The sequence below is a fragment of the Streptomyces sp. NPDC003247 genome, from assembly GCF_042888135.1.
Classification (GTDB): domain Bacteria; phylum Actinomycetota; class Actinomycetes; order Streptomycetales; family Streptomycetaceae; genus Streptomyces.
In genome coordinates this window covers 157428-181113 of record NZ_JBIAPF010000015.1, presented here as the reverse complement: position 1 = coordinate 181113, position 23686 = coordinate 157428, and the positions used below count along the sequence as shown (strand labels likewise).

General features: G+C 72.9%; 20 protein-coding genes. 12 read left to right on the top strand and 8 right to left on the bottom strand.

The features are described 5' to 3' along the window. Positions 1–103 precede the first annotated feature (103 nt). From ACFYWQ_RS37130 to ACFYWQ_RS37105, 6 genes are all read left to right on the top strand, one after another. Positions 104–937: a formylglycine-generating enzyme family protein gene (locus ACFYWQ_RS37130; RefSeq protein ID WP_389523171.1), complete on the top strand. Its 834-nt coding sequence runs from the start codon at positions 104–106 to the stop codon at positions 935–937. Positions 938–1235: 298 nt separating this feature from the next. Next, positions 1236–2438, top strand: a complete 1203-nt coding sequence (locus tag ACFYWQ_RS37125) for an ROK family transcriptional regulator (protein ID WP_389523042.1) — start codon at positions 1236–1238, stop codon at positions 2436–2438. Positions 2439–2463: 25 nt separating this feature from the next. Further along, complete coding sequence (locus ACFYWQ_RS37120) at positions 2464–3270, top strand: ABC transporter permease (protein ID WP_389523040.1); 807 nt, start codon at positions 2464–2466, stop codon at positions 3268–3270. Then, positions 3267–4067, top strand: coding sequence for an ABC transporter ATP-binding protein (locus tag ACFYWQ_RS37115; RefSeq protein WP_389523037.1), 801 nt, complete (start codon positions 3267–3269; stop codon positions 4065–4067). The genes ACFYWQ_RS37120 and ACFYWQ_RS37115 overlap by 4 nt, the downstream gene beginning before the upstream one ends. Positions 4068–4203: 136 nt before the next feature. Further along, positions 4204–5196 (top strand): aliphatic sulfonate ABC transporter substrate-binding protein, encoded by a 993-nt coding sequence (locus tag ACFYWQ_RS37110; protein ID WP_389523168.1) that lies wholly within the window; start codon positions 4204–4206, stop codon positions 5194–5196. Beyond that, positions 5193–6644 (top strand): sulfatase-like hydrolase/transferase, encoded by a 1452-nt coding sequence (locus tag ACFYWQ_RS37105; RefSeq protein WP_389523035.1) that lies wholly within the window; start codon positions 5193–5195, stop codon positions 6642–6644. Before ACFYWQ_RS37110 ends, ACFYWQ_RS37105 begins: the two co-directional genes overlap by 4 nt. Positions 6645–6807: 163 nt before the next feature. On the opposite strand, the gene ACFYWQ_RS37100 is transcribed toward ACFYWQ_RS37105, so the two are convergent. Both ACFYWQ_RS37100 and ACFYWQ_RS37095 read right to left on the bottom strand, forming a co-directional pair. Then, positions 6808–7206: a PRC-barrel domain containing protein gene (locus tag ACFYWQ_RS37100; RefSeq protein ID WP_389523032.1), complete on the bottom strand. Its 399-nt coding sequence runs from the start codon at positions 7204–7206 to the stop codon at positions 6808–6810. A gap of 43 nt (positions 7207–7249) precedes the next feature. Continuing rightward, complete coding sequence (locus ACFYWQ_RS37095) at positions 7250–7426, bottom strand: hypothetical protein (RefSeq protein WP_389523029.1); 177 nt, start codon at positions 7424–7426, stop codon at positions 7250–7252. 193 nt (positions 7427–7619) lie between these two features. Between ACFYWQ_RS37095 and ACFYWQ_RS37090 the strand changes: the two genes are divergently transcribed. Next, positions 7620–8288, top strand: coding sequence for a lysophospholipid acyltransferase family protein (locus ACFYWQ_RS37090; RefSeq protein WP_389523026.1), 669 nt, complete (start codon positions 7620–7622; stop codon positions 8286–8288). A 213-nt stretch (positions 8289–8501) separates the two neighbouring features. Here ACFYWQ_RS37090 and ACFYWQ_RS37085 read toward each other — a convergent pair whose 3' ends face one another. Continuing rightward, positions 8502–9494, bottom strand: a complete 993-nt coding sequence (locus tag ACFYWQ_RS37085) for a LacI family DNA-binding transcriptional regulator (RefSeq protein WP_389523165.1) — start codon at positions 9492–9494, stop codon at positions 8502–8504. Between the two features lie 359 nt (positions 9495–9853). Between ACFYWQ_RS37085 and ACFYWQ_RS37080 the strand changes: the two genes are divergently transcribed. The 5 genes from ACFYWQ_RS37080 (at position 9854) to ACFYWQ_RS37060 (ending at position 17457) form a co-directional block, all read left to right on the top strand. Beyond that, on the top strand, positions 9854–10780 hold the full coding sequence (locus ACFYWQ_RS37080) for a carbohydrate ABC transporter permease (RefSeq protein ID WP_389523023.1): 927 nt from the start codon (positions 9854–9856) through the stop codon (positions 10778–10780). A 4-nt stretch (positions 10781–10784) separates the two neighbouring features. Beyond that, positions 10785–11732, top strand: coding sequence for a carbohydrate ABC transporter permease (locus ACFYWQ_RS37075; RefSeq protein WP_389523020.1), 948 nt, complete (start codon positions 10785–10787; stop codon positions 11730–11732). 89 nt (positions 11733–11821) lie between these two features. After that, on the top strand, positions 11822–13159 hold the full coding sequence (locus tag ACFYWQ_RS37070; RefSeq protein ID WP_389523017.1) for an ABC transporter substrate-binding protein: 1338 nt from the start codon (positions 11822–11824) through the stop codon (positions 13157–13159). Positions 13160–13229: 70 nt separating this feature from the next. Further along, positions 13230–15284 carry a beta-galactosidase gene (locus ACFYWQ_RS37065; protein WP_389523015.1) on the top strand — a complete coding sequence of 685 codons (2055 nt, stop codon included), beginning with the start codon at positions 13230–13232 and terminating at the stop codon, positions 15282–15284. 121 nt (positions 15285–15405) lie between these two features. Next, the gene (locus ACFYWQ_RS37060; protein WP_389523012.1) at positions 15406–17457 is read left to right on the top strand and encodes an RICIN domain-containing protein; all 2052 of its coding nucleotides are present in this window, start codon (positions 15406–15408) and stop codon (positions 17455–17457) included. A gap of 75 nt (positions 17458–17532) precedes the next feature. On the opposite strand, the gene ACFYWQ_RS37055 is transcribed toward ACFYWQ_RS37060, so the two are convergent. From ACFYWQ_RS37055 to ACFYWQ_RS37035, 5 genes are all read right to left on the bottom strand, one after another. Then, the gene (locus tag ACFYWQ_RS37055) at positions 17533–19098 is read right to left on the bottom strand and encodes a CHAD domain-containing protein (RefSeq protein WP_389523009.1); all 1566 of its coding nucleotides are present in this window, start codon (positions 19096–19098) and stop codon (positions 17533–17535) included. Between the two features lie 28 nt (positions 19099–19126). After that, positions 19127–20029 (bottom strand): STM4011 family radical SAM protein, encoded by a 903-nt coding sequence (locus tag ACFYWQ_RS37050; protein WP_389523006.1) that lies wholly within the window; start codon positions 20027–20029, stop codon positions 19127–19129. Positions 20030–20037: 8 nt separating this feature from the next. Continuing rightward, on the bottom strand, positions 20038–21384 hold the full coding sequence (locus ACFYWQ_RS37045; protein ID WP_389523003.1) for an STM4012 family radical SAM protein: 1347 nt from the start codon (positions 21382–21384) through the stop codon (positions 20038–20040). Beyond that, a complete protein-coding gene (locus ACFYWQ_RS37040; RefSeq protein ID WP_389523163.1) occupies positions 21381–22196 on the bottom strand; it encodes an STM4013/SEN3800 family hydrolase in 816 nt (271 codons plus the stop codon). Before ACFYWQ_RS37040 ends, ACFYWQ_RS37045 begins: the two co-directional genes overlap by 4 nt. 307 nt (positions 22197–22503) lie before the next feature. After that, complete coding sequence (locus tag ACFYWQ_RS37035) at positions 22504–23673, bottom strand: STM4014 family protein (protein ID WP_389523000.1); 1170 nt, start codon at positions 23671–23673, stop codon at positions 22504–22506. Positions 23674–23686: the final 13 nt, after the last annotated feature.

Genomic DNA, 23686 nt, shown 5'->3' with positions numbered 1-23686 from the left:
CCAGGACCGCGACCGGGACCAGGACCAGGACCGAGACGAGGACCAGGACCGGGACCGGGACCAGGCCAGGTACCGGAATCACAGCGGCCCTGATCACAGCGTCCTGCTGGAAGGCGGCTCGTTCCTGATGGGGACGCGGGACACCGACGGTTTTCCCGAGGACGGTGAGGGACCGGTCCGGGAGGTCACCCTGTCGCCGTTCCGGATCGACGCCTGCGCGGTGACCAACGACCGGTTCGCGCGGTTCGTCGACGCGACCGGGTACGTCACCGAGGCGGAACGATTCGGCTGGTCCTTCGTGTTCGCCGGTTTCCTGCCCGCCGCGCTGCGGCGCGGGGCACCGCGGCCGCCGGGGACACCGTGGTGGTGCGGGGTCGAGGGCGCCTGCTGGCACGCCCCCGAGGGTCCGGGCAGCTCGGTCGGCCCGCGCGGCGACCACCCCGTGATCCACGTCTCCTGGAACGACGCCGCCGCCTACTGCCGGTGGGCCGGCGCCCGGCTGCCCACCGAGGCGGAGTGGGAGTACGCCGCGCGGGGCGGCCTGGTGCAGCGCCGCTATCCGTGGGGCGACGAGCTCACGCCGGACGGCGAGCACCGCTGCAACATCTGGCAGGGCCGGTTCCCCACGAAGAACACCGCCGAGGACGGCCACCGGGGCACGGCACCGGTGACCGCGTACGAGCCCAACGGCTACGGGCTGTACAACGTGTCCGGCAACGTGTGGGAGTGGTGCGCGGACCGGTGGGGCACCCGGCACCCGGACCGTCCGCGGACCGATCCCAAGGGCCCGGCGCACGGCACGTCGCGCGTCATGCGCGGCGGCTCCTACCTGTGCCATCACTCGTACTGCAACCGCTACCGCGTCGCGGCCCGCACGGCGAACACCCCGGACAGCAGCACGGGGAACCTCGGGTTCCGGTGCGCGTGGGACGCCTGACGCACACCGCAGCATCCCCGCCCCGCGCCACGCCGCACCACCCGTAGCACCCCCGTCCCGCACCACCCCCGCACCACCCGCAGCAACCCCGTGTCGCACCACCTGCACCACCCGCACCACCCCGCCACCCCCGTCCGTCACGGAAACATTGCAGCCTCATGAAAGGTCACCCGCTCCACCGACAGCCACCCCACCCCTCCTGACCTGCACCTTTCCACCCCTTCCGCAGCCGCTCGGCACATCGCCGGTTTTTTCCGGGCTGTTGACGTAATTACTCGGGCTCCGCATCCTGAGCCCCATGCCGCACGATCAGGAAAGCCCGCTGGCACGGCTGCGCCGGGGTCACGAGGAACTCGTCCTCGGGCTCCTGCGCACCCACGGTCCACTCAGCAGGGGGGAGCTGGGCAGGCTGACCGGCCTGTCCCGCACGACCCTGTACGACATCGTCGCCGTCCTCGTGGACAGCGGCGCCGTCGTGGCCATGCCGCCCGCCGGCACCGAGCGGCGCCGGGGCCGTCCGGTGGAGACGCTGAGCCTGCACCCCGGCGCCGGGCAAGCCATCGGCATCGACTTCGCCCGGCGCGCGGTGCACGTCGCCGCGGTCAACGTCGCCCACGAGGTAATCGGTTCCGCGAGCGCGCCGCACGCCGAGGGCCTGGGCTGGGAGGAGCGCGTCGGCCTCGCCGGGCGGCTGGTCGGCGGGCTGGCCGGCGGCACGCTGCGGCTGGGGGCGCTCAGCGGCGTCGGAGTCGGGGTCGTCGGACCGGTGAACGGCGCGGCGGCCACCCCGCCGGGGGGTTCACCGGCCCGCGACGACGGGGCACCGCCTCCCCACGACGACCTGTCGGTGCTGCTGCGCAAGCGCTTCGGGGTTCCCGTCCTGCTCGACAACAACACCCGGCTGGCGGCGCTGGCCGAGGCGACGTGGGGGGCCGCGGCCGGTGTGCAGGACGTCCTGTACCTGCGGCTGTCGCACGGCGTGGGCGGCGGTCTGGTGGTCGGCGGCGCCCTGCACCGCGGCGCGCACGGGCTGTCCGGGGAGTTCGGCCACATCACGGCCGAGCCCGGCGGCCGGCGATGTTCCTGCGGCAAGGACGGCTGTCTGGAGACCGTCGCCTCGATCGGCGCGGTACTCGACGCCCACCCCGGCTCCGACGATCTGGGGGCCTTCCTCGCCGCGCTTCCCGGCGATCCCGGCGCACGCCGCGTGCTGGCCGAGGCCGGTGCCCGGGTGGGCACCGTGCTCGCGGCCGTGTGCAACGCGATCGGCCCCGACGTCACGGTACTGGGCGGCGAACTCGCCGAGGCCGGACCGGCGTTGTTCGCACCCGTCGAACGCGCCCTGTCGGCGCACCTGATGCCGGTCTCCCGGCCGCGGATCGACCTGCGGCCCGCCGCCCTGGGCGAGGCGGGCGGCGCGCTCGGCGCCATCGCGCTCGTCCTGCACGAATCGCCCCTGCTCACCCGCTATCCCGCACCCGATCCCGTGGAGGGAACGTGACCGCCCCCGTCCCGCCGAGGCCACCATGGCCGTGATCACCGCACCCGACAAGACGCCCGCCACGTCCACCGCGCGACGGCGGCGCCGTACCGTTCCCACGCTCCTGCTGAACCTGGTGGCGCTGATCGCGGGGGTCGCCGTGTGGGGGATCGCCGCCGCGACCCACCTGGCCGACGTCCCGGGCCCGCCGGCGGTGGCCGCCCGGGCCTGGGAGATGCTGGGCGACGGCACCCTGGCCGACGACACGCTGGCGAGCCTGCGCCGGGTCTTCCTGGGCTTCGCGCTCGGCACGCTCCTCGCCGTGCCGGTCGGCTTCCTGATGGGCTGGTACCCGCTCGCCCGCGGCCTGCTCGAACCGTACGTGCAGTTCTTCCGGACCGTGCCGCCGCTGGCGATCATCCCGCTGGCGATCGTGCTCATGGGCATCGGCGAGACCCCGAAGGTCTTCGTCATCTTCCTGGCCGCGTTCCTGTCCGGTGTGGTCGCCGCGTTCCAGGGCGTGGTGGGCGTGGACGGCACGCTCGTGAACGCGGCCCGCGTGCTGGGCGCCCCGGACCGCGTGATCTTCCTGAAGGTGGTGGTCCCGGCCGCCACGCCCTTCCTGCTCGTCGGCATGCGCATCGGGCTCGGGGCGTCCTGGGCGACCGTGGTCGCCGCCGAACTCATCGCCGCCGACAAGGGCCTGGGCTACGAGATGATGCACGCGCAGACCTACTACGACCTGCCGACGATCTTCGTCGGGCTGATCACCATCGGGGTGATCGGGCTCGCGATGGACCGCCTCCTGCTGCGGGCGGAACGGCATCTGACGGCCTGGCAGGAGCGGCGATGACCGACATACCCACCCTCCCCGAGGCCAAGATCTCCTTCCGGGAGGCCGGGAAGAGCTTCCCCGTGAAGGGCGGCGAGTTCACCGCGCTCGACCGGGTGTCGCTGGACGTGGCCGACCGCGAGTTCGTCACCGTCGTCGGGCCCTCGGGTTGCGGCAAGTCGACCCTGCTCAACATGGCGGCCGGCCTGGTCGAGCCGACCACGGGCCGGGTCCTGGTGGACGGGGACGCCGTGCGGGGGCCCGGTCCCGAGCGCGGGGTCATCTTCCAGCAGTACGCGCTCTTCCCCTGGCTCACCGTGCGCGGGAACGTCGAGTTCGGGCTGAAGCTCAGGTCCCTGTCCGCCGCCGAACGCCGTAGCCGGGCCGACCGGGCGATCGAGCTGGTCGGGCTCACCGACTTCGCCGACGCCCTGCCCAAGACGTTGTCCGGCGGCATGAAGCAGCGGTGCGCGATCGCCCGGGCGTACGCCGTCGATCCCGAAGTGCTGCTGATGGACGAGCCGTTCGGCGCGCTGGACGCCCTCACCCGGGTGCAGTTGCAGGACCAGTTGCTGCACACCTGGACCCGGGAGCGCCGTACGGTCATGTTCGTCACGCACGACGTCGACGAGGCCGTCTACCTGGCGCGCCGCGTCGTCGTGATGGCCGCCCGGCCGGGCCGCGTCCACCGCGTCATCGACGTGGACCTGCCCTACCCGCGGACCGAGGAACTGCGGCTGTCCGCCGAGTTCGCGCGGATCCGCAACGAGGTGTGGCACGCCGTGTACCACCAGCCGTCCGCAGCCCCCTCGGCCTGACGCCTCGACCGTCAGCCCGAGATCCCCGGCCTGACGCCTCGACCACCAGCCCGCCACCCCCCGGGGCCCGACAGCCCCTCATCCCACCCCGCGGTCCCGCACTGCGCGCACGCCCGAAAGGCCCCCTGTCATGAGCATGCACATGTCTCGACGCACCTTCCTGGCATCACTCTCCGCCACCGCGCTGGCGCTCTCCGCGTCCGCCTGCTCCTCGGACGAGGACGGTGGCAGCGGCGGCAGCGGCGGTACGACGGCGATCCGCTTCGGCTACATCGCCGACTACAACGGAGCCAGTCTGCTGGCCATCGCCGACGACCAGGGCCTGTGGAAGAAGCACGGCCTGTCCGCCTCCTACAAGACCTTCGTCAACGGCCCCATCCAGATCCAGGCACTGGGCAGCGGCGACCTCGACTACGGCTACATCGGTCCGGGCGCCATCTGGCTGCCCGCCTCGGGCAAGGCGAAGATCGTCGCTATCGACACGCTGACCTACGCCGACCGGGTCATCGCCAAGCCGGGGATCACCTCCATGGCCGGCCTCAAGGGCAAGAAGGTCGGTGTCCCCGAGGGCACGTCGGGCGAGATGATCCTCCACCTCGCGCTGCGCGAGGCCGGGATGACCATGGACGACATCGAGAAGGTCGCGATGGACGCGCCCACCATCGTCTCGGCCTTCTCCGCCGGACAGATCGACGGCGCCGGCATCAACTACCCCCTGATCGACACCATCAAGCAGAAGGTGCCCGACCTGGTGGAGCTGGCGAGCGCCGAGGACATCGGCGGTTCCTTCCCCACCGCCTTCGTCTCGGGCGAGAAGACGGACGCGACCGCCCGGGCGAAGGTGGTCAAGGTGCTCCAGGAGGCCAACGACTGGCGGGCGGCGAACCCGGCCGCCTCCGTGAAGCTCACCGCGAAGCTCCTGAAGGTCTCCGAGGACAAGGTCGAGGCGGACGCGAGCCACGTCAAGACGCTCACGACCGCCGAACTGGTCGCCCGGACGAAGGACGGCACCGTCGCCGAGTGGCTGGACGGCATGACGGAGTTCTTCGTCAGCACCGGCCAGCTGAAGAAGGCGCCCTCCGCCGACACCTTCTACACGGGCGACGTCTACACGAAGGCGGCCTCGTGAACCTCCTCTTCCTCATGACCGACCAGCACCGCGTGGACACGCTCGGCTGTTACGGCAACCCGCACGTCGCCACCCCGAACCTGGACCGGCTCGCGGCCACCGGCACCCGCTTCGACCGCTTCTACACCCCCACCGCCATCTGCACCCCGGCCCGCGCCAGCCTGCTCACCGGCCAGGCGCCCTTCCGCCACCGGCTGCTCGCCAACTACGAGCGCAACGTCGGCTACCTGGAGGACCTGCGCGAGGACGCCTTCACCTTCCCCACCGCGCTGGCCGCACGCGACTACCAGCTGGGGCTGGTGGGCAAGTGGCACGTCGGCACCCGCCGCAACGCCGCCTCCCACGGCTTCGACGGCCCGGACCTGCCCGGCTGGCACAACCCGGTCGACCACCCCGACTACCTCTCCTACCTGGAGGAACGCGGGCTGCCGCCGTACCGCATCACCGATCCGGTGCGTGGCACCACGCCCAACGGCAATCCGGGCAACCTGCTCGCCGCACGTCTCCGGCAGCCGGTGGAGGCGACGTTCGAGCACTACCTCGCCACCCGCGCCATCGAACTGCTGGACAAGTACGCCGCCGACGGCCGGCCCTTCTTCCTCGCCACCCACTTCTTCGGCCCGCACCTGCCGTACCTGCTGCCGGACGCCTACTACGACCTGTACGACCCCGAACTCGTCGAACTGCCGCCCTCGATCGCCGAGACCTTCGAGGGCAAGCCGCCGGTGCAGCGCAACTACAGCGCGCACTGGACCTTCGACACCATGCCGCTTGAGGTCACCCGCAAACTCATCGCCGTCTACTGGGGCTACGTCACCCTCGTCGACGAACAGATCGGCCGCATCCTCACCCGGCTCGACGAACTCGGGCTCACCGACGGCACCTCCGTCTTCTTCACCGCCGACCACGGCGAGTTCACCGGCGCCCACCGGCTCCACGACAAGGGCCCGGCGATGTACGAGGACATCTACCGGATCCCCGGGATCGTCCGCGTCCCCGGGCAACCCCCGCAGGTCCGGCGGGAGTTCGTCAGCCTCACCGACTGCACGGCGACCGTCCTGGACCTGGCGGGCTGCGACCCCGCGCCCGCGACCGACAGCCGCAGCCTGCTGCCGCTGGTGCGCGGCGAACACCCCGACTGGCCGGACGAGTTGCTCGCCGAGTTCCACGGCCACCACTTCCCCTACCCGCAGCGCATGCTCCGCGACGACCGCTACAAGCTGATCGTGAACCCGGAGTCGGTGAACGAGCTCTACGACCTCGAGGCGGACCCGCACGAGCTCACCAACCGTTACGCACACCCCGAACTGGCGCCCGTACGGCGCCGTCTGATGCGCCGCCTCTACGACCTGCTCCGGGAGCGCGGCGACAACTTCTACCACTGGATGACGCCCATGTTCGACATCGGCGCCTCCGACTACGACCCGACCCTGAGCTCCTTCGAGTAGAGAGGTCCGCCGACCGTGCACCGAAGAACGCGCGGCGCCGCCCACTGGACGTGGACCGGCGTGCGGGCGCTGCCCGCTGAGCAGGCGCTGAGCATCGGACCGGTCACGGCGGCGGCCCGCACCGTCCGGCGCGGGCCGCCGGGGCGTCGCCGCCGGGACGCGCTCAGTGGCCCGAGCCGTGCCGGCCGCCGAGCTGGTCGCGGTGGCGCGGATCGCCCAGGTAGGTCACCGCGTCGAACGGCGGCGCCGACCTGATCTCGTCCTTCGTCCGCGCCACCTGCACGGTCCGCGCGTCGTGGTCGACGCCCATGACCACGTCCGACGGCAGGACCACCTTCCTTCCCAGGAACCAGAACCCGGTGTGCACCACGAGGAACCGCGGGCCCAAGTCCCTGGAATACTTGGTGACCTTCCCGGCCTGGCCGTCCATGGCGTCCACCTGATACCCCGTCAGATCGTCGTCCGGGGTGTGACCGGCGGTCGGCACGTGTCCGTGCTGACCGGCGGTCGGCACGTGTCCGTGGTGTCCGTGCTGCCCGTGCTGTCCTCGGGGCTCGCTCACGAAAGTCCTCCCTGCTCTGCTCGTCGCCCGTGTGCCCGGAGCATCAGCGTCTGCGGCCGCGCACCGCCCAGCCGCTGCCGATGCCCGCCACATGGAGGGCCAGCAGGGTCAGGCCCAGGAGCATGATGTTCGTGGACGTGAAGGTGTCGTTGGTGGAGATCTCCGCCGCGTTGATCAGGAAGGCGATGAAGAACGCCACCGCCGCGATGATGGCCAGCACGAGGTCCGTCCCTTCGGTGTGTCGGGTCGTCGGGTTCGTTCTCCTCCGGATGCCCCCTATAGGGCCGGGAACACGGCGGGCCGCGCGGAACGTCGGGAACGGCGCCGCGGTCTGAGTAGCCGTACTCAGGCGGGGCGCCCGCGCCGCCGCGACACTGTGGTGCACACCGTCCCGCCCTGAGAAAGGCCCCCTCGTGCTGAGCCGTGCCGCCGCCGCCCTGATGCCCGTCCTCGGACGACTCACCGTCACCAGCGAGCTGCGGATGCGCCTGCCCTCGGGCACCATCTTCGCGGCCAACCACGACTCCCTCGCCGACCCCGCCGTCGTCCTGGCCGCCCTGCGGGGGCTGGGCGTGGAGCCGGTGGTCATGGCGACCGCCGGGCTGTGGCGCGTCCCGCTGCTCGGCCGGGCGCTGGCCCGCGAGGGGCACATCGCCGTCCACCGCCGCTCGGCGCGCGCCGCGCAGGCGCTCGACGCGGCCGCCGAGGTCCTCGCCGGCGGCCGGCACGTCCTGCTCTACGGGGAGGGCGGGCTGCCGGACCGCACGGACGCGGCCCCCGGCCCGCCCGAGGCCTTCCGTACCGGACTCGCCCGCCTCGCCCACACGTCCGGCGCCATGGTCGTCCCGGTGGGCCACGCCGGCGCCCGGCGCATCACCTCCGGTTCCACGACGAAGCAACTGGCGGGCGCCCTGACGGCACCCGTGCGCCGCCCGCGCTGCCACGTCCACGTCGGCGCGCCGCTGCGGCTGCCCGCGGAGACGGCGACCGGTACCGCGGCCGCCCGCCGCGCCGTCTGGGTGGCCTGGCGGACGGCGGTGCGCGCCGTGGGCGAACGGGGCGCGGAACGGCACCCGGTGTGACGGTCCGGGACGGACCCGCTCGCCCGCACCCGGTGTGACGGTCCAGAACGGACCCGCTCATCCGCACCCGGTGTGACGGCCCGGGACAAACCCGCTCATCCACACCCGGCGTGACAGCCCGGGACAAACCCGCTCATCCTCACCCGGTGTGACGGTCCAGAACGGACCCGCTCGCCCGCCCCCGCTCGTCCGCCCCGGCTCGTCCGCCCCGGCTCATCCGCCCCCGGGCGGTGGCGCCGTGCTCCGGCGCAGGACGAGCCGGGTCGGTACGAGGGTGGTGCCGCGTTCCGGACCCTCGCGGCGCATCTTGCGCAGGACGGCCTGGACGCAGAGGCGGCCGACCTCCGCGAAGTCCTGGTGCAGGGTGGTCAGCGGCGGCAGGAAGGAACTGGCCTCGGGGATGTCGTCGAAGCCGATGACGCTGACGTCCTCGGGGACGCGCCGGCCGCGTTCGTGCAGGGCGCGCAGCAGGCCCAGGGCCATCTGGTCGTTGGCCGCGAAGACGGCGGTGCACTCCTCGCGGGCGGCGAGTTCGAGGCCCGCGTGGTAGCCGGACTCCGCCGACCAGTCGCCGCGGACCAGGGGCGGCGGGGTGCGGCCGGCCTCGACGAGGGCACCGCGCCAGGCGTCCGCGCGCCGTTGGGCGGCGAAGGAGTCCTCCGGGCCGCCCAGGTGCCAGACCGTGCGGTGGCCGAGGTCGAGGAGGTGCCGGACGGCGGTGCGGGTGCCGCCGGACTGGTCGGTGTCGACGACCGTGTAGTGGTCGCCGGCGTCGGAGTCGACCACCACGACCTGCACGTGCGGCGGGAGGGTCACGGTCGCCGCGTCCAGCAGGTGGACCTCCATGATGACGATCACCGCGTCGACGGCGAGTTCCTCCAGCCGGGAGAACGCCCCGCGCACCTCGTCCTGGGTGGGGACGGCGACCGGCAGCAGTGTCACCGCGTACCCCTCCTCTGCGGCGGAGGTGGCGATCGCCTCCAGCGTGCGCACGTTGCCGGTGGTGGAGAGCGTGAAGGTGATGACGCCGATGGTGCGGAACTCGCCGCGTTTCAGCGCGCGGGCGGCGCTGTTGGGGCGGTAGCCGAGCTCCTTCATGGCGGCCAGCACCTGCTGCCGGGTCTCCTCGTTCACCCCGGCGTACCCGTTGGACACCCGGGAGACCGTCTGCGACGAGACGCCCGCCAGGCGGGCCACGTCCGCCATGGAGGCGGTGGCGCGCCCGCGGGTCCGGGCGCGCTTGACCGCGGCGCCGGGCCCGGAGGCGTCCCCGGCGCGCTCCCCGGCGCACTCCCCGGCGGTCCCGGTACCCGTCACCGGGGCTCTTTCAGCCATCTCCACGCGCAGCCCCCACCTCTCCGTCACCGCGGGTTCCACGGGTGCCCCGAGGACCCTTGACCGTGGTCATCGGGGCAGTGTAGACATGCCGCCATCAGATGTTTACGTAAACATAACAGCTCGCCACCCTGCCGCGGTGGCCGATGTTTACGTAAACATCATGGCGGTGCGGCCCGGTACGCCGGCCCCCGTCCGCCGGTTCCGGGACTGGACGAGCGAGGAACGACATGACGACGCTGCAATCGCCGGCGGCCGCCGAGCCGCGGCCGGCGCCCCCTCCGTCGAGGAGGGACCGCCGCTCCTGGACGGGGTGGGGTTTCATCGGCCCGTTCGTGGCCGTGTTCGCCCTGGTGTTCCTGGCGCCGATCGTGTATTCGATCTACCTCAGCCTCTTCCGTGACCAGCTCATCGGCGGCACCACCTTCGTCGGCCTCGACAACTACACCGAGGCGCTGAAGGACGACCGGTTCTGGGCCTCGCTCGCCCGGGTGTCGCTGTTCCTCGCCGTCCAGGTTCCGGTCATGCTGGGCCTCGCCCTGCTGATCGCCCTGGTCCTGGACAGCGGACGGCTCTACGGCAAGAGCTTCTTCCGCATCACGATCTTCCTGCCGTACGCCGTGCCCGCCGTGGTCGCCACCCTGATGTGGGGCTTCATGTACGGCACGAAGTACGGGCTGGTGGGCGACATCGACGAGGCGTTCGGCGTCTCCCTGCCCGACCCGCTCTCGCCCGACCTGGTGCTGGCGTCGATCGGCAACATCGTCACCTGGGAGTTCGTCGGCTACAACATGCTGATCTTCTACTCGGCGCTGCGGGTCGTCCCGCACTCGCTGTACGAGGCGGCCGAGATCGACGGCGCCGGACAGCTCCGCGTGATCACCGCCATCAAGCTGCCCGCGATCCGCGGCGCCCTCGTCATCGCGACGATCTTCTCCATCATCGGCAGCTTCCAGCTCTTCAACGAGCCGAACATCCTGCGGCCCCTGGCGCGCAACGCCCTCACGACCGACTACACCCCGAACTTCTACACGTACTCGCTGTCCTTCAACGGCCAGCAGCACAACTACTCCGCGACGGTGGCCATCATCATGGGCCTGATCACGATGGTGATCGCCTACGTCGTGCAGCTGCGCGGCATGCGCAAGGGAGCGTGACCCGATGAGCAGCCCTCTCACCACCGACTCCCCCGCCACGCCGGCCAAGGCTCCCGGCCCCGCCGGGACCGCGCCCCGGCTGCGCGGCCCGCGCCGGCACACCCCCGGCAAGCCCCGGCGCAGCGTGCTGCTGACCGTGCTGACCTCCCTGGTCGTCCTCTACACCGTGGTGCCGCTGATCTGGCTGGCCGTCAACGCCACCAAGACCCAGGCCGGGCTCGCCGATTCGAGCGGGCTGTGGTTCAGCGACGACTTCGCCCTCTGGGACAACCTCCGTGACACGTTCACCTACGACGACGGCGTGTTCACCCGCTGGCTGCTGAACACCCTGCTGTACGTGGTGCTCGGCGCCGGCGGCGCCACCCTCCTCGCGGTCCTGGGCGGGTACGCGCTGGCGAAGTTCGACTTCCCCGGCCGGCGCGGCGTCTTCGCCGTCGTCATCGGCGCCGTGGCCGTTCCCGGTACGGCCCTCGCGGTGCCCACCTTCCTGATGTTCAGCAAGATGGGCCTCACCGACACCCCGTGGGCGGTGATCATCCCCTCGCTGGTCTCGCCGTTCGGCCTCTACCTGATGTGGGTGTTCGCCACCGAGGCCATCCCCACCGAGCTCCTCGAGGCCGCCCGCATCGACGGGGCCGGCGAGGCGCGCACCTTCTTCCGGGTCGCGCTGCCCCTGCTCGCCCCCGGCCTCGTGACCGTGCTGCTGTTCACCACGGTCGCCACCTGGAACAACTACTTCCTGCCGCTGATCATGCTGAAGGATCCGGACTGGTACCCCCTGACGCTGGGCCTGAGCGCGTGGAACTCGCAGGCGGAGACGGTCGGTGGCGATGTCATCTTCAACCTGGTGATCACCGGTTCGCTGCTCACCATCCTGCCGCTGATCGCCGCGTTCCTGCTGCTCCAGAAGTACTGGCAGTCCGGTCTCGCCGCCGGAAGCGTCAAGGAGTGACCCCGCGGCCCTCCGGCCGCCCCCTCAGCCCCACACCGCGCACGACCACCCTCACCCCGTCCCGCCCACGAAGAAGTGGAAGCACCTCCATGCGCAGAAAGACCGGCCGCCTGCTGCGCGGCCTCGCCCTCCTCTCGGCCCTCGCCCTGGGCGCCACCGCCTGCGGCGGCTCCGACGACGACTCCGCCCAGAAGGCGGTCTCCGCCGCGGACATCCAGGCGGCCCTGAAGAAGGGCGGCACGGTCACGGTGTGGGCCTGGGAACCCACGCTGAAGACGGTCGCCGCCGACTTCGAGAAGAAGTACCCCAAGGTCAAGATCAACCTGGTCAGCGAGCGGTCCGGCGACAAGCACTACACCGCCCTGTCGAACGCGATATCGGCCGAGAAGGGCGTGCCCGACGTCGCCCAGGTCGAGTACTTCGCGGTGAGCCAGTACGCCCTGACCAAGGGCCTCACCGACCTGAAGTCCTTCGGCGCCGACAAGCTCGCCGACAAGTACACCGCGGGTCCGTGGAACGCGGTGAGCGAGGGTGACGCCGTCTACGGCCTGCCGATGGACTCCGGTCCGATGGCGCTGTTCTACAACAAGGCGGTCTTCGACAAGTACAAGATCGCCGTCCCCACCACCTGGGACGAGTACCTCGACGCGGCGCGCAAGCTGCACAAGGCCGACCCCAAGGTCTACATCGCCAACGACGCCGGTGACGCGGGCTTCACCACCAGCCTGCTGTGGCAGGCCGGTTCGCGTCCCTACACGGTCGACGGCACCAACGTGAAGATCGACTTCTCGGACGCGGGGGCCACGAAGTTCACCGAGACCTGGCAGAAGCTGATCGACGAGAAGCTCCTCGCGCCCATCAACGGCTGGACCGACGACTGGTACAAGGGCCTCGGCGACGGCAGCATCGCCACCCTGGCGATCGGCGCCTGGATGCCCGCCAACTTCGTCACGGGCGTGCCGAACGCCGCCGGTGACTGGCGCGCGGCCCCGCTGCCGGCCTGGACCGCGGGCGACAAGGCGAGCGCGGAGAACGGCGGCAGCTCCCTGACCCTGCCGGCCCTGGGCAAGAACAAGGAACTCGCCTACGCCTTCGTCGAGTACGCCAACGCCGGGGCCGGCGTGCAGTCCCGTGTCAAGGAGGGCGCCTTCCCCGCGACCACCGCGGAGCTTCAGTCCACCGAGTTCCAGAGCACCAAGTTCGACTACTTCGGCGGCCAGGAGGCGAACAAGATCTTCGCCGAGTCCGCCGCCAACGTCGCCGACGACTGGTCGTACCTGCCCTTCCAGCAGTACGCCAACTCGATCTTCAACGACACCGTCGGCAAGGCCTACGTCTCCGGCACGAAGCTCGCGGACGGTCTGAAGGCCTGGCAGGACGCCTCCGTGAAGTACGGCGAGGAGCAGGGCTTCACGGTCGAGAACTGATCACGCGACACACCCCGGGCGGCGCGGACGACTCCGCGCCGCCCTCGTGCACCACACCGGAAGGACCGCCATGATCTCCACCCTCCACTCCCGCCGCAGCGGGGCGGACGGTGACCCCGCCCCGCGCCTCGCCTACGGCGCCGACTACAACCCCGAGCAGTGGCCCCGGGACGTGTGGGAGGAGGACGTCCGGCTGATGCGGGAGGCCGGCGTCACCGTCGTCTCCGTGGGGATCTTCTCCTGGGCGCGGCTCCAGCCCGGCCCCGACACCTGGGACTTCGGCTGGCTCGACGAGGTCATGGACCTGCTGCACGCGGGCGGCATCGGCGTCGACCTGGCCACCGCGACCGCCTCCCCGCCGCCCTGGCTGACCACCGCCCACCCGGAGATCCTCCCGGTGACCGCGAACGGCGAGACCCTCTGGCCGGGGGCCCGGCAGCACTGGCGCCCCACCTCGCCCGTGTTCCGTGAGCACGCCCTGCGGCTGGTCCGGGAGATCGCCACCCGCTACCGGGACCACCCGGCGCTCGTCGCCTGGCACGTCAACAACGAGCTGGGCTGCCACAACGTGTACGACCACTCCGACGACGCGGCACGCGCCTTCCGCGGCTGGCTGCGCGCCCGCCACGGCTCGCTCGACGCGCTCAACCACGCCTGGGGAACGGCGTTCTGGTCGCAGCGCTACACCGACTGGGAGCAGATCCTGCCGCCGCGGCTCGCCGCCTCGCACCCCAACCCGACGCAGCAGCTGGACTTCAAGCGCTTCTCCTCGGACGCCCTGAAGGACCATCTGCGCGCGGAGCGGGAGATCCTGCGGGAGATCACCCCCGACGTGCCCGTCACCACGAACTTCATGGTGATGGGCGGCACCAGGGGCATGAACTACCCGGACTGGGCCGACGAGATCGACTTCGTCTCCAACGACCACTACGTCCACCCCGGCCCGCAGGACCGCGACGAGCTGTCCTTCTCCGCCAGCCTCACCAGCGGCATCGCGGGCGGGCGGCCCTGGTTCCTGATGGAGCACTCCACCAGCGCCGTCAACTGGCAGCCCGTCAACGTGGCCAAACGGCCCGGCGACCTGGCCCGCGACGCGCTGCTGCACGTCGCGCACGGCGCCGACGCGGTCTGCTTCTTCCAGTGGCGGCAGTCGGCGGCCGGCGCCGAGAAGTACCACTCGGCGATGGTGCCGCACGCGGGCGCCGACAGCGACCTCTTCCGCGCGGTGGCCGCCCTCGGCGCCACCCTGAAGACGCTCGCGCCGGTCGCCGGCAGCGAGCGGGAGCCCGCCCCGGTCGGCATCCTCTACGACTGGGAGTCGTGGTGGGCCAGTGAGCAGGACTCCCACCCCACCTCCCTGCTGGACTACCGGCAGGAGGCGCTCGACTGGTACTCCGCGCTGCTGGCCCTCGGCGTCCGGGCCGACCTCGTCACCTCCCGGGCCGACCTCTCCCGCCACCGGGTGCTGATCGCGCCGGTGCTGCACGTCGTCCCCGCCGAGCTCGCCAAGGAGCTGACCCGGTACGCCGAGCAGGGCGGCCACCTCGTCACCACCTACTTCTCCGGGATCGTCGACGAGAACGACCACGTCTGGCTCGGCGGCTACCCGGGCGCGCTGCGTGAGCTGCTCGGCATCCGCATCGAGGAGTTCGGGCCGCTCCTGCCCGGGGAGAGCGTGGAGCTGGACGACACGGCCACGGGCACCCTGTGGACCGACCGGATCACCCTCGCCGACCCCGACACCCAGGTCCTGGCCCACTACCGCACGGGCGTCCACGCCGGCCGTCCGGCGGTCACCCGGCGGCCCACGGGCGGCGGGTCGGCCTCCTACGTCTCCACGCGGCTCGGCGTCGACGGGCTCGCCGCGCTGCTGCCGCGGCTGCTGGAGCCGGCCGGGGTGCACGGCGAACTCCCCGCCGACGTGCGCGGCAAGGTCGAGCTGACCGTCCGGCGCGCCGCCGGCGCCCGCTTCCTGTTCCTGGTCAACCGGACCGACGACACGGTGGAGGTGTCCGGCCCGGCCGGAGACGTCCTGGTCGGCACCGGCACCGGCACCGGCACCGCGGCCGGCGGCGTCGTCCTCGGCCCGCGGGAGGTCGCCGTACTCCGGCAGCCGGCCGGCTGAGAGGAACACCCCCACGACTCCTCGGCACGGCACGGCACGCGCCCGTGCCGGGGGCCATCCCCTCCCGCCCGCGCGGCCGGAGGGGCCCACCACAGCGACCGCACCGCAGTTGGGAGCATCGATGGCACGCCGTACCCGCAGCAGACGAACCCTCACCGCCGCCGCGCTGACCGCTCTTGCCACCGGCGCCGCCCTGCTGGGCGTCCCCGTCCAGGCACACGCCGAGACCGCCGTCACCGTGACGCCGGACCCGTCGTACCAGCAGCAGGAGTTCGAGGGCTGGGGCACCAGTCTGGTCTGGTTCGCCAACGCCACCGGCGACTATCCGCCCGCGATCCGGGAGAAGCTCGCGCGGCTCCTCTTCGACGACGACGGACTGGCGCTGAACATCGCCCGGTACGACATCGGCGGTGGCAACGCCCCGGACGTCACGGACTACCTGCGGGCCGGCGGTGCGGTCGAAGGCTGGTGGAAGGCGCCCGAGGGCACCACCCGCACGGACACCGGCTGGTGGAGCGCCGACGACCCGGCCGACTGGAACGAGGACGCCGACGCCACCCAGCGGTGGTGGGTGGAGCGCATCAAGAACGACATCGACCACTGGGAGACGTTCAGCAACTCCCCGCCGTGGTTCATGACCGAGAGCGGATACGTCTCCGGCGGGTTCGACGCCACCACCGACCAGCTGAAGGCCGACTCGGTCGACGACTTCGCCGCCTACCTCGCGGGCGCGACCAAGCGCCTGGAGAAGGCCGAGGGGATCGAGGTCGACACGGTCGACCCGTTCAACGAGCCCAACACCGGCTACTGGAGCACCCGTCTGGGCAGCGACGGCGAGCCGGTCGGAGGCCGCCAGGAGGGCGCCCACATCGGGCCCGAGCTCCAGCAGAAGGTGCTCGCCGCGCTGGCGCCCGCGCTGAAGGAGGCGAAGGTCAAGGCGGAGATCTCCGCGATGGACGAGACCAACCCCGGCATCTTCGCCACCAACTGGAACTCCTACTCCCAGGCCTCCAAGGACCTCGTCGGCCAGATGAACGTCCACACCTACGGCACCGGGCAGCGCACCACCGTCCGCGACCTGGCCAAGGCCGCGGACAAGCCGCTGTGGATGAGCGAGGTCGAGGGCGACTGGGGCGACGGGCAGAGCTTCACCGACATGCGTCCCGGGCTCGGGCTGGCCCAGCAGATCGTCAACGACCTGCGCGAACTGGAGCCCACCGCCTGGGTGTTCTGGCAGCCGGTCGAGGACTACGACAACATGAAGCCCGGCGGCGAGTCCGCCAAGGGCGGCAACTGGGGCTCCATCCAGATACCGTTCGGCTGCACCTCCACGGACACGCTCCAGTCGTGCCCGATCCACACGAACACCAAGTTCGACACGGCACGCAACTTCACGCACTTCATCAAGCCCGGCGACAAGCTGATCACGGTGGACGACACCTCCAGCGCCGCCGCCGTGACCGAGGACGGCAAGGGCGCCTCGCTCGTCCACGTCAACAGCACCACCGCGGCCCGTACGGTCACCATCGACCTGACCAGGTTTCGCACGATCAAGGGCAACGCGACCGTCACCCCGACCGTGACCAGCGCCGACGGCAAGCTCCAGCAGCAGGCGCCCGTCGAGGTCGTCGACGGCCGGGCCACCTTCACCGTGCCGGCCCAGTCCGTGACGTCGTTCTCCGTCAAGGGTGTCTCCGGCGTCGCGAAGGACGCCGGCCTGTTCAGCAAGGGGCACTCGTACACGCTGACCGGCGTCCAGAGCGGCAAGGCCGTCACCGTCGCCGCCGACGGCACGCACCTGGTCATCGGCACGGGCGACGGCACCACCGCGCAGCAGTGGCGGCTGGACGCCCGGTACGGGAAGACCGGCGCCCGTCAGCGGTACGTGTTCGCCAACCCGGCGGAGGGGAAGCGGCTGGCCGTGCGGGACGACGTGCCCGTGGTCGAGCCGGACACCGGCGAACGGGACCCGGCCACCGAGTGGATCCTGTCGACCACCGGTGACGGCACCTGGACCCTGGTGAACGCCGCCACCGGCCGCCTCCTCGAGGTCGGCGGCCAGGCGACGAACGAGGGGGCCGCCGTCACGACGTGGCCGCCCAACTCCGGCTCCAACCAGCGCTGGAAGGTGACGGACGTGACCGCCGCGGCGGCCGTCCAGGACACCGCCTGACCCGTCCGGCAGTACCCGCACGCCGCCGCCCGCACCGGCTCGTCCCGGTGCGGGCGGCGGCACGCGTGCCGCCCGTCAGGAGCGCAGTGCCTTGCGCAGGCGGGGCCGGGAGGCCCGTCGCCAGAGATCCGGCAGCTCCCGTTCCCGATCGGTGGCGACGGCCTGTTCGCGGCCGTGCAGCAGGCCCCAGGTGAAGCCGGGTTCGCCGGCGGCGTGGGCGGCCACCGCCTGCCGGCGCAGGGTGTCGCGGGCGACGACGCTGTCGTGGTGGTCACCGAGCGCCTTCTGCACCGCCTTGGCGCGCTTGGCCATGCGCCGTGCGGGCTTGCCGAGGGCGGGACGGGCCGCCTCGGCCGCGTACCGGAGGCGTTTGGCGCCCTTGCGGGCGTCGTGGAGGGCGGCGTCGCGGTCCGGGCCCGGGGACGTCCGGCCGGCGCGTGCGACGCGTCGGGCGAGCCGGTCGTGCTCCTTCCCGATCGCCCCGGGCAGGACCTTCGCCGCCTTGCGGGAGCCCTGGGCGCGCAGGGGCGGGTGGGTGGCCAGCCGGTCCAGTGACTCCAGGAGGGCCAGGTGGCGGGCGGAGTCGAGCGCCGCGAGGGTGCGTGCGCGGGCCTCGGCCGACCGGTGGGCGTCCCAGGCCTGGAGGCGGGCGGAGACCGGGCCGAGGACCAGTTCGGGGGGCAGGTCGCCCACGTGTCCGCGCAACCGCTCCAGCAGTACCTCCTGGTCGCGTTCGGCACCGAGTTCGCCGCCGAGCCACTTCAGCTCCTCCCGGAGCGGATCGGTGACCCCGCGGTCGAACAGGGAGCGGTAGGAGCGCAGGCAGCTGCGCAGGCGCCGGCAGGCGACCCGCATCCGGTGCACCGAGTCCGGCAGTCCGCGCCGGACCGCCGGGTCGAGGTCCACGAGGGTGCGGACCTGGTCGTGGACGTAGGCGAGCACCTGTGCCCCGGCCGACCCCGGGGGCAGCTCGGCGGGCCGGTCGGGTGCGGGCTCGGCGTCCGCCGGCGTCCGCGTGTCCGCGCCGCCGCGCGGAGCGGTCTCCGCGAGGGCGCGGCTCAGCTTGGACGGGGTCTTCAGCAGGGTGAAGCCCTCCTTGCCGAGTGCCTTGTCGACGCGCTTGAGGACGGCCGGGTCGGTGGTCTCGGCGAGTTCGACCTCCAGCTCCGTCCACGCCGTGTGCCCGCCGCCGGGGCGCAGCGAGTCGGCCTCGACCCGGTCGAGGACGACCTCGGCGACGCGGGTGCCGTCGGCGTCCAGGAGGTCGCGCGCGGTCCGGTGGGAGCGGATGCGGACCACCGGGGCGAGGGGGGCGCCACGGGTCCGGGAGAGCGTCAGGTCCCGCAGCCGGCCGGGGACCTCCTCCTGGAGGGGCGCGCGGATCTCGTCGCGGGTGTCGTCCCCCAGCGGCAGCTTGAGGTGCCAGCCGGCGTCCGGTCCGCCCGTGCGGCGGCGCAGGGTGGCGGAGCCCCGGGTGAGCCGCAGGTCGGCGGTGTCGTAGTACACCGCGTCCAGGTCGTGGGTGCCCGCGTCGACCAGTGAGGTGCCGTTGCCCGCGCCGGTCAGCGCCGAGAGCCGGGGGAAGCCGCCCGACGCCGGCACGTCGTACTTGTGTTCCGTCTCCTGTGTCGACTGGGTCATGTCCTTCCGGTTGACAGGTTGCGCAAAATCAAACCTCCCCGGCGCCCGCCCGTGCGGGGAACGGCAGGTCGACGGGCCCGCCGCGGGGGCCGGCCGCGGGGACGCGCTCCAGGACGCCGCCCGCGAAGACGTCGTACAGGGGCAGCGTCTCGAGGTGGACGTAGCCGATGTGGCAGTCGCAGACAGCCTGGGGACAGGGGCGGGGGCGCAGGGCGGCGCGGTAGGAGCCGTCGTAGAGGTTGCCGAGGGCGGTGGGGACGAAGTGGCAGCGGCGTACGGTGCCGTCGCCGTCGACGGAGATCACGGACTCGCCGGTGCGGCAGGGCAGGCCGGCGCTGCGGTGCGGGTGGCGGCTGTAGGGGAACAGCGGGTCGAGGGCGGTCCACGCGGCGGCGTCGGCGTCCGGGTAGGTGTGGCCCTCGGCGGCGTTCACCCACAGGTAGACGTGGTCGGGGAGGTCGGCGCGCAGTCGGCGGGCGGCTTCCAGGTGCTCGGGGAGGCCGACGACGCCGACGCTGAAGCGGATGCCGCGTGCGGTGAGGTCGCGGCACTTGGTGAGGAACCGCTCGTAGGGGGTCTGGCCGGGGTGGTAGGTGCACCACAGGGCGACGGTGCCGGGGTCGGCGTCCGCGAGCCAGTCGGTGCGGCAGCTGAGGTTGGTCTGGATCGCCACCCGGCGGACGTGCGGCAGGTGGGACAGCTCGGTCAGGGCGCGCCGGTACCAGGAGCGGACCAGGCCCTCGCCCCAGGGGGTGAACAGGATCGACAGGCGGTCGTCGGTGCGGTCGGCGGCCCAGGCGGTGAACCGTTCGAGGGCGGCGCGGTCGGCGCGGAGCCGGGCACCGCTGTCGCGCCGCTTGGCGAACGGGCAGTAGGGGCAGTCGTAGTCGCAGGAGGCGAGGGGGCCGCGGTAGAGGAGGGTCAGGTCCATGCGGGCCGTCACTTCCTCTCGTAGGCGGCCATGGCGGCCCGGACGGCCGGGGAGAACAGCTCGGGGCCGACGGCGTCGGAGTGGGCGAGGCCTTCGGGGGTGAGCCGGAGGGTGCCGGGGTCGTCGTCCGTCAGCCAGCCCCGGTCGGCGAGCCGGGCGAGTTCGGGGGCGAAGTCGTCGGCGGGGGTACCGCCGAAGCGGGCGCGGTAGTCCGCCAGGGGCAGGCCGTCGGCCTGGAGGAGGGACTGGAGGAGGTGGCGGCGGCGGGCCTCGTCGGCGTCGATGCGGCGGCCGTACTCGGCGTGGGCGAAGTCGGCGGCCGGGCGGGAGACGTAGTCGTCGACGATCCCGCGGATCTCGTGCATGCCGACGGCGTAGTCGAAGGAGTAGTGCAGGGCGGCGGTGTAGGAGCGGGCGCCGCAGCCGAGGCCGATCATTCCGTCGGTCTGGCAGGCGTAGTCGTCCGCGCCCTGCGGCGGGGCGTCGGCGCGCCGGAACATGCGCATGGACTGCTGGGTGTAGCCGTGGGCGAGGAGGTGGTCCCGGCCGGTGCGGTACAGGCGCAGCCGCTGCTCGTCCCAGGCGGGGTCGGGGCCGGGGCGGCGGCGGTCGAGGCCGGTCAGGGGGCGGACGTAGAGGGGGTAGAGGTAGAGCTCCTCGGGGCGCCAGGCGAGGGCGGCGTCCAGCGAGCGCCGCCAGGTCTCCTCCGTCTGGCCGTCGATGCCGTAGATGAGGTCGATGTTGAGGACCGGGATGCGGGCGTCGCGGACGCGGGCGAGGGCCGCCTCCACGTCGGCGCGGCGCTGCGGGCGTACGGCGGCGCGGGCCTCCGAGTCGACGAAGCTCTGCACGCCGAGGCTGAGCCGGGTGGCGCCGCGGTCGGCGAGGACGGCGAGCCGGTCGGCGGTGGCGGTGGCCGGGGAGGCTTCGACCGACAGGGGGACGGCCCGCAGGTCGGCGCCCATGCGGTGTTCGGCGATGTCGCAGAGGCGCTCCAGCTCCGTGGCGGCGAGGAAGGTCGGGGTGCCGCCGCCGAAGGCGGCCGTGGCGAACCTGACCTCGTCGCCCTCCCCGAGGGCCTCGCGTACGGCGGCCGCCTGGCGTTCGAGGGCGTCCAGGTAGGCGCCGGTGAGGCCGTCGGGGGCGCCGATGCGGGTGAAGAGGTTGCAGAAGCCGCAGCGGACCTCGCAGAACGGTATGTGCAGGTAGAGGGAGAGGGCGTCCTTGGGTTCGGCGGCCCACAGGTCCGTCAGGGCGGGGCGGTCCGCCAGGCGGCGGTAGGCGGTCTTGTGGGGGTAGGCGTAGACGTAGCTCTGGTACGGGCTGGTGCGGGTGGGCCCGGGGGCGATGGTCATCGGGCGGCCTCGGCGGGGTCGAGGAGGAAGTGGGCGTAGGGCACGGTCCAGACGGACGCGTGGCCGAGGCGGTGGCCGGTGTAGCCGTCGTCGCCGTAGGCGGTGCCGTGGTCGGAGCAGACGACGGCGAAGCAGGGGCGGCGGCTGCTCGCGGCGGCGAAGAGGCGTCCGATGTGCCGGTCGACGTACTCCAGGGCGGCGGCGTGGGTCTCCCGGGTGTCGCCGGCCTCGCGGGTGGCGCCGGGCAGGTGGAACCAGTTCGGCTGGTGCAGGGCGGACACGTTGACGAAGAGGAACAGCCGCTGCTCGGCGGGGAGCCGGCGGACGACGCGTTCGGCGCAGGCCACCTGGTTCTCGAAGGAGTGCGGCGAGGTGACGCCGAACTCCGGTGCCCAGTGGGACTCCTGGAAGAGGCCGGGCAGCACCGAGCCGAGGGGGCCCTGCCGGTTGAAGAAGCCGACTCCCCCGACGCACACCGTGCGGTAGCCCGCCCGGGCGAGGCCGGAGACGAGGTCGGGGGTGTCGTAGACGAAGGTGCGGTCGGCGGTGGTCTCGCTGCCCGCGAAGCTCGCCGCGAACAGGCGCGGGTGGGGGCCGGGGGTGGCCGGCGTCGGCAGGAAGCCCGCGAAGATCGCCTGGTGGGAGGCGTAGGTGAAGCTGCCGGGAGCGTGTCGCTCCTCCCAGCGGCCGCCCGGCAGATGGCGGGCGAGGTGGGGGATGCGGCCCGCCTCGGCCAGTTCGGCGGCGACGTCGAAGCGCAGGGTGTCGAGGGTGACGAGGAGGATGTCGTGGCTGCCGACGATCTCGTTCATGTCCGGCCCGCCCCCCGGTGCCGTCACGGGGTCGGTGACGGCGGAGGGCGGGGTGTCGGGGACGGTGGCGGCGGGCGGCGGGGTGTCGGGGACGGTGACGGTGGAGGGCGGGCTGTCGGGGACGGTGGCGGCGGGCGGCGAGGTGTCGGGCACGGGGTCGGCACCTGGCCGGGAAGCGCCGGGTGTGCGGCCGGCGCGGGGCCGGGGGGAGCCGGGCGTGCGGCCGGCAGCGGGCAGCGGGGGCTCGGGCACGGCGCCGGGCGGCGGCGAGTCGGGCGTGTCGCGGGTGGCAGGGGGCGGTGGGGGCTCAGGTGTGGGGGAGGGCGAGGGCATGCGGGCTTCCTGTTCTGTGTCCGTGCCGGTGGTGCGCGGGGGCGTGGGCGCGCAGGGCGGCGGCGACCTGGGCGGCGTAGGTGTCGAGGCCCTCGGCGCCGCTGCCGGGCAGGCCGGTGAGCCGGGGCAGCAGGTCGCCGAAGGCGTTGACCTCGCCGACGGCGCCGCTGCGCCAGCCGACGGCCGGCAGCAGGTCGACGCCGACGCACAGGGTGCGGGGGAAGCAGGCCGCGGCCTGTTCGCACACCCCGAGCAGGTCGGCCCAGCGCGCGCCCGCCGCCTCGACGGCCTGCCGGGCCGTGTCGAGGTCGCCGCGGCGGCCGCCGAGGTGGAGGTTGGTCAGCGGGGTGCGGCTGGTGCGGACGACGGCGTGGGTGGCCCGGCCGGCCACGACGACGACCCTCAGGTCGGCGGCGCGGCCCTGCTGGGAGGCCTTGGGCACCCAGCGTTCCAGGTGCAGCCCGTCCGGGGCGAGCGCGTCGACGACGGCCGCGATGTCGCGTTCGTCCTCGTAGCGGCGCACCTTGAGGGAGTTGAACAGGCGGCCGTCCGGGGTGAGTTCGACGGAGGTGGTGGCCCGGATCCGCCCGGGCCCGCCCGCTTCCACGGCGAGCACGCCCGACCCGGACGAGCCGTGCGCGGGTTTGACGAACAGCCTCGGCATCCGGTGCTCCCGCATCACCGCCCGTACGTCGTCCCAGCCGCGCACCGGTGCGGCCCCCGGGCCCGAGGTGGGCGAGGCCGGGACCGGGACGCCGGCCGTGTCGAGGACGGCGTGGCAGCGCCGTTTGTCGAACAGCACGGCGATGTCGTCCGGGTCGGCGAGGCGGATGCCGCCGCGCAGGCCCCGCAGCGCGGCGGTGAATCCGGCGTACCAGCGGGCCGAGCCCTCGACCCGGGTGGGGTCGTGGACGCCGCGCAGCAGCCGGTCGACGTCCGCGTTCTCCCCGGGGGAGTCGACGCGGACGAGTTCGTCCGCGTCGAACCGGGCGCCGCCGGCGCGCAGTACGTCCGTCCAGGGGACGACGCGCGGGGCGGGCAGCCCGGCGGCGCGCACCGCGTCCGTGAAGAGGGCGACCCGGCGGTTCTCGGGGTTGCCCACGAGCGCGAAACGCGGCCCGGGGTCAGGGACCGGTCGGGGCATGGCGTCTCCTCGG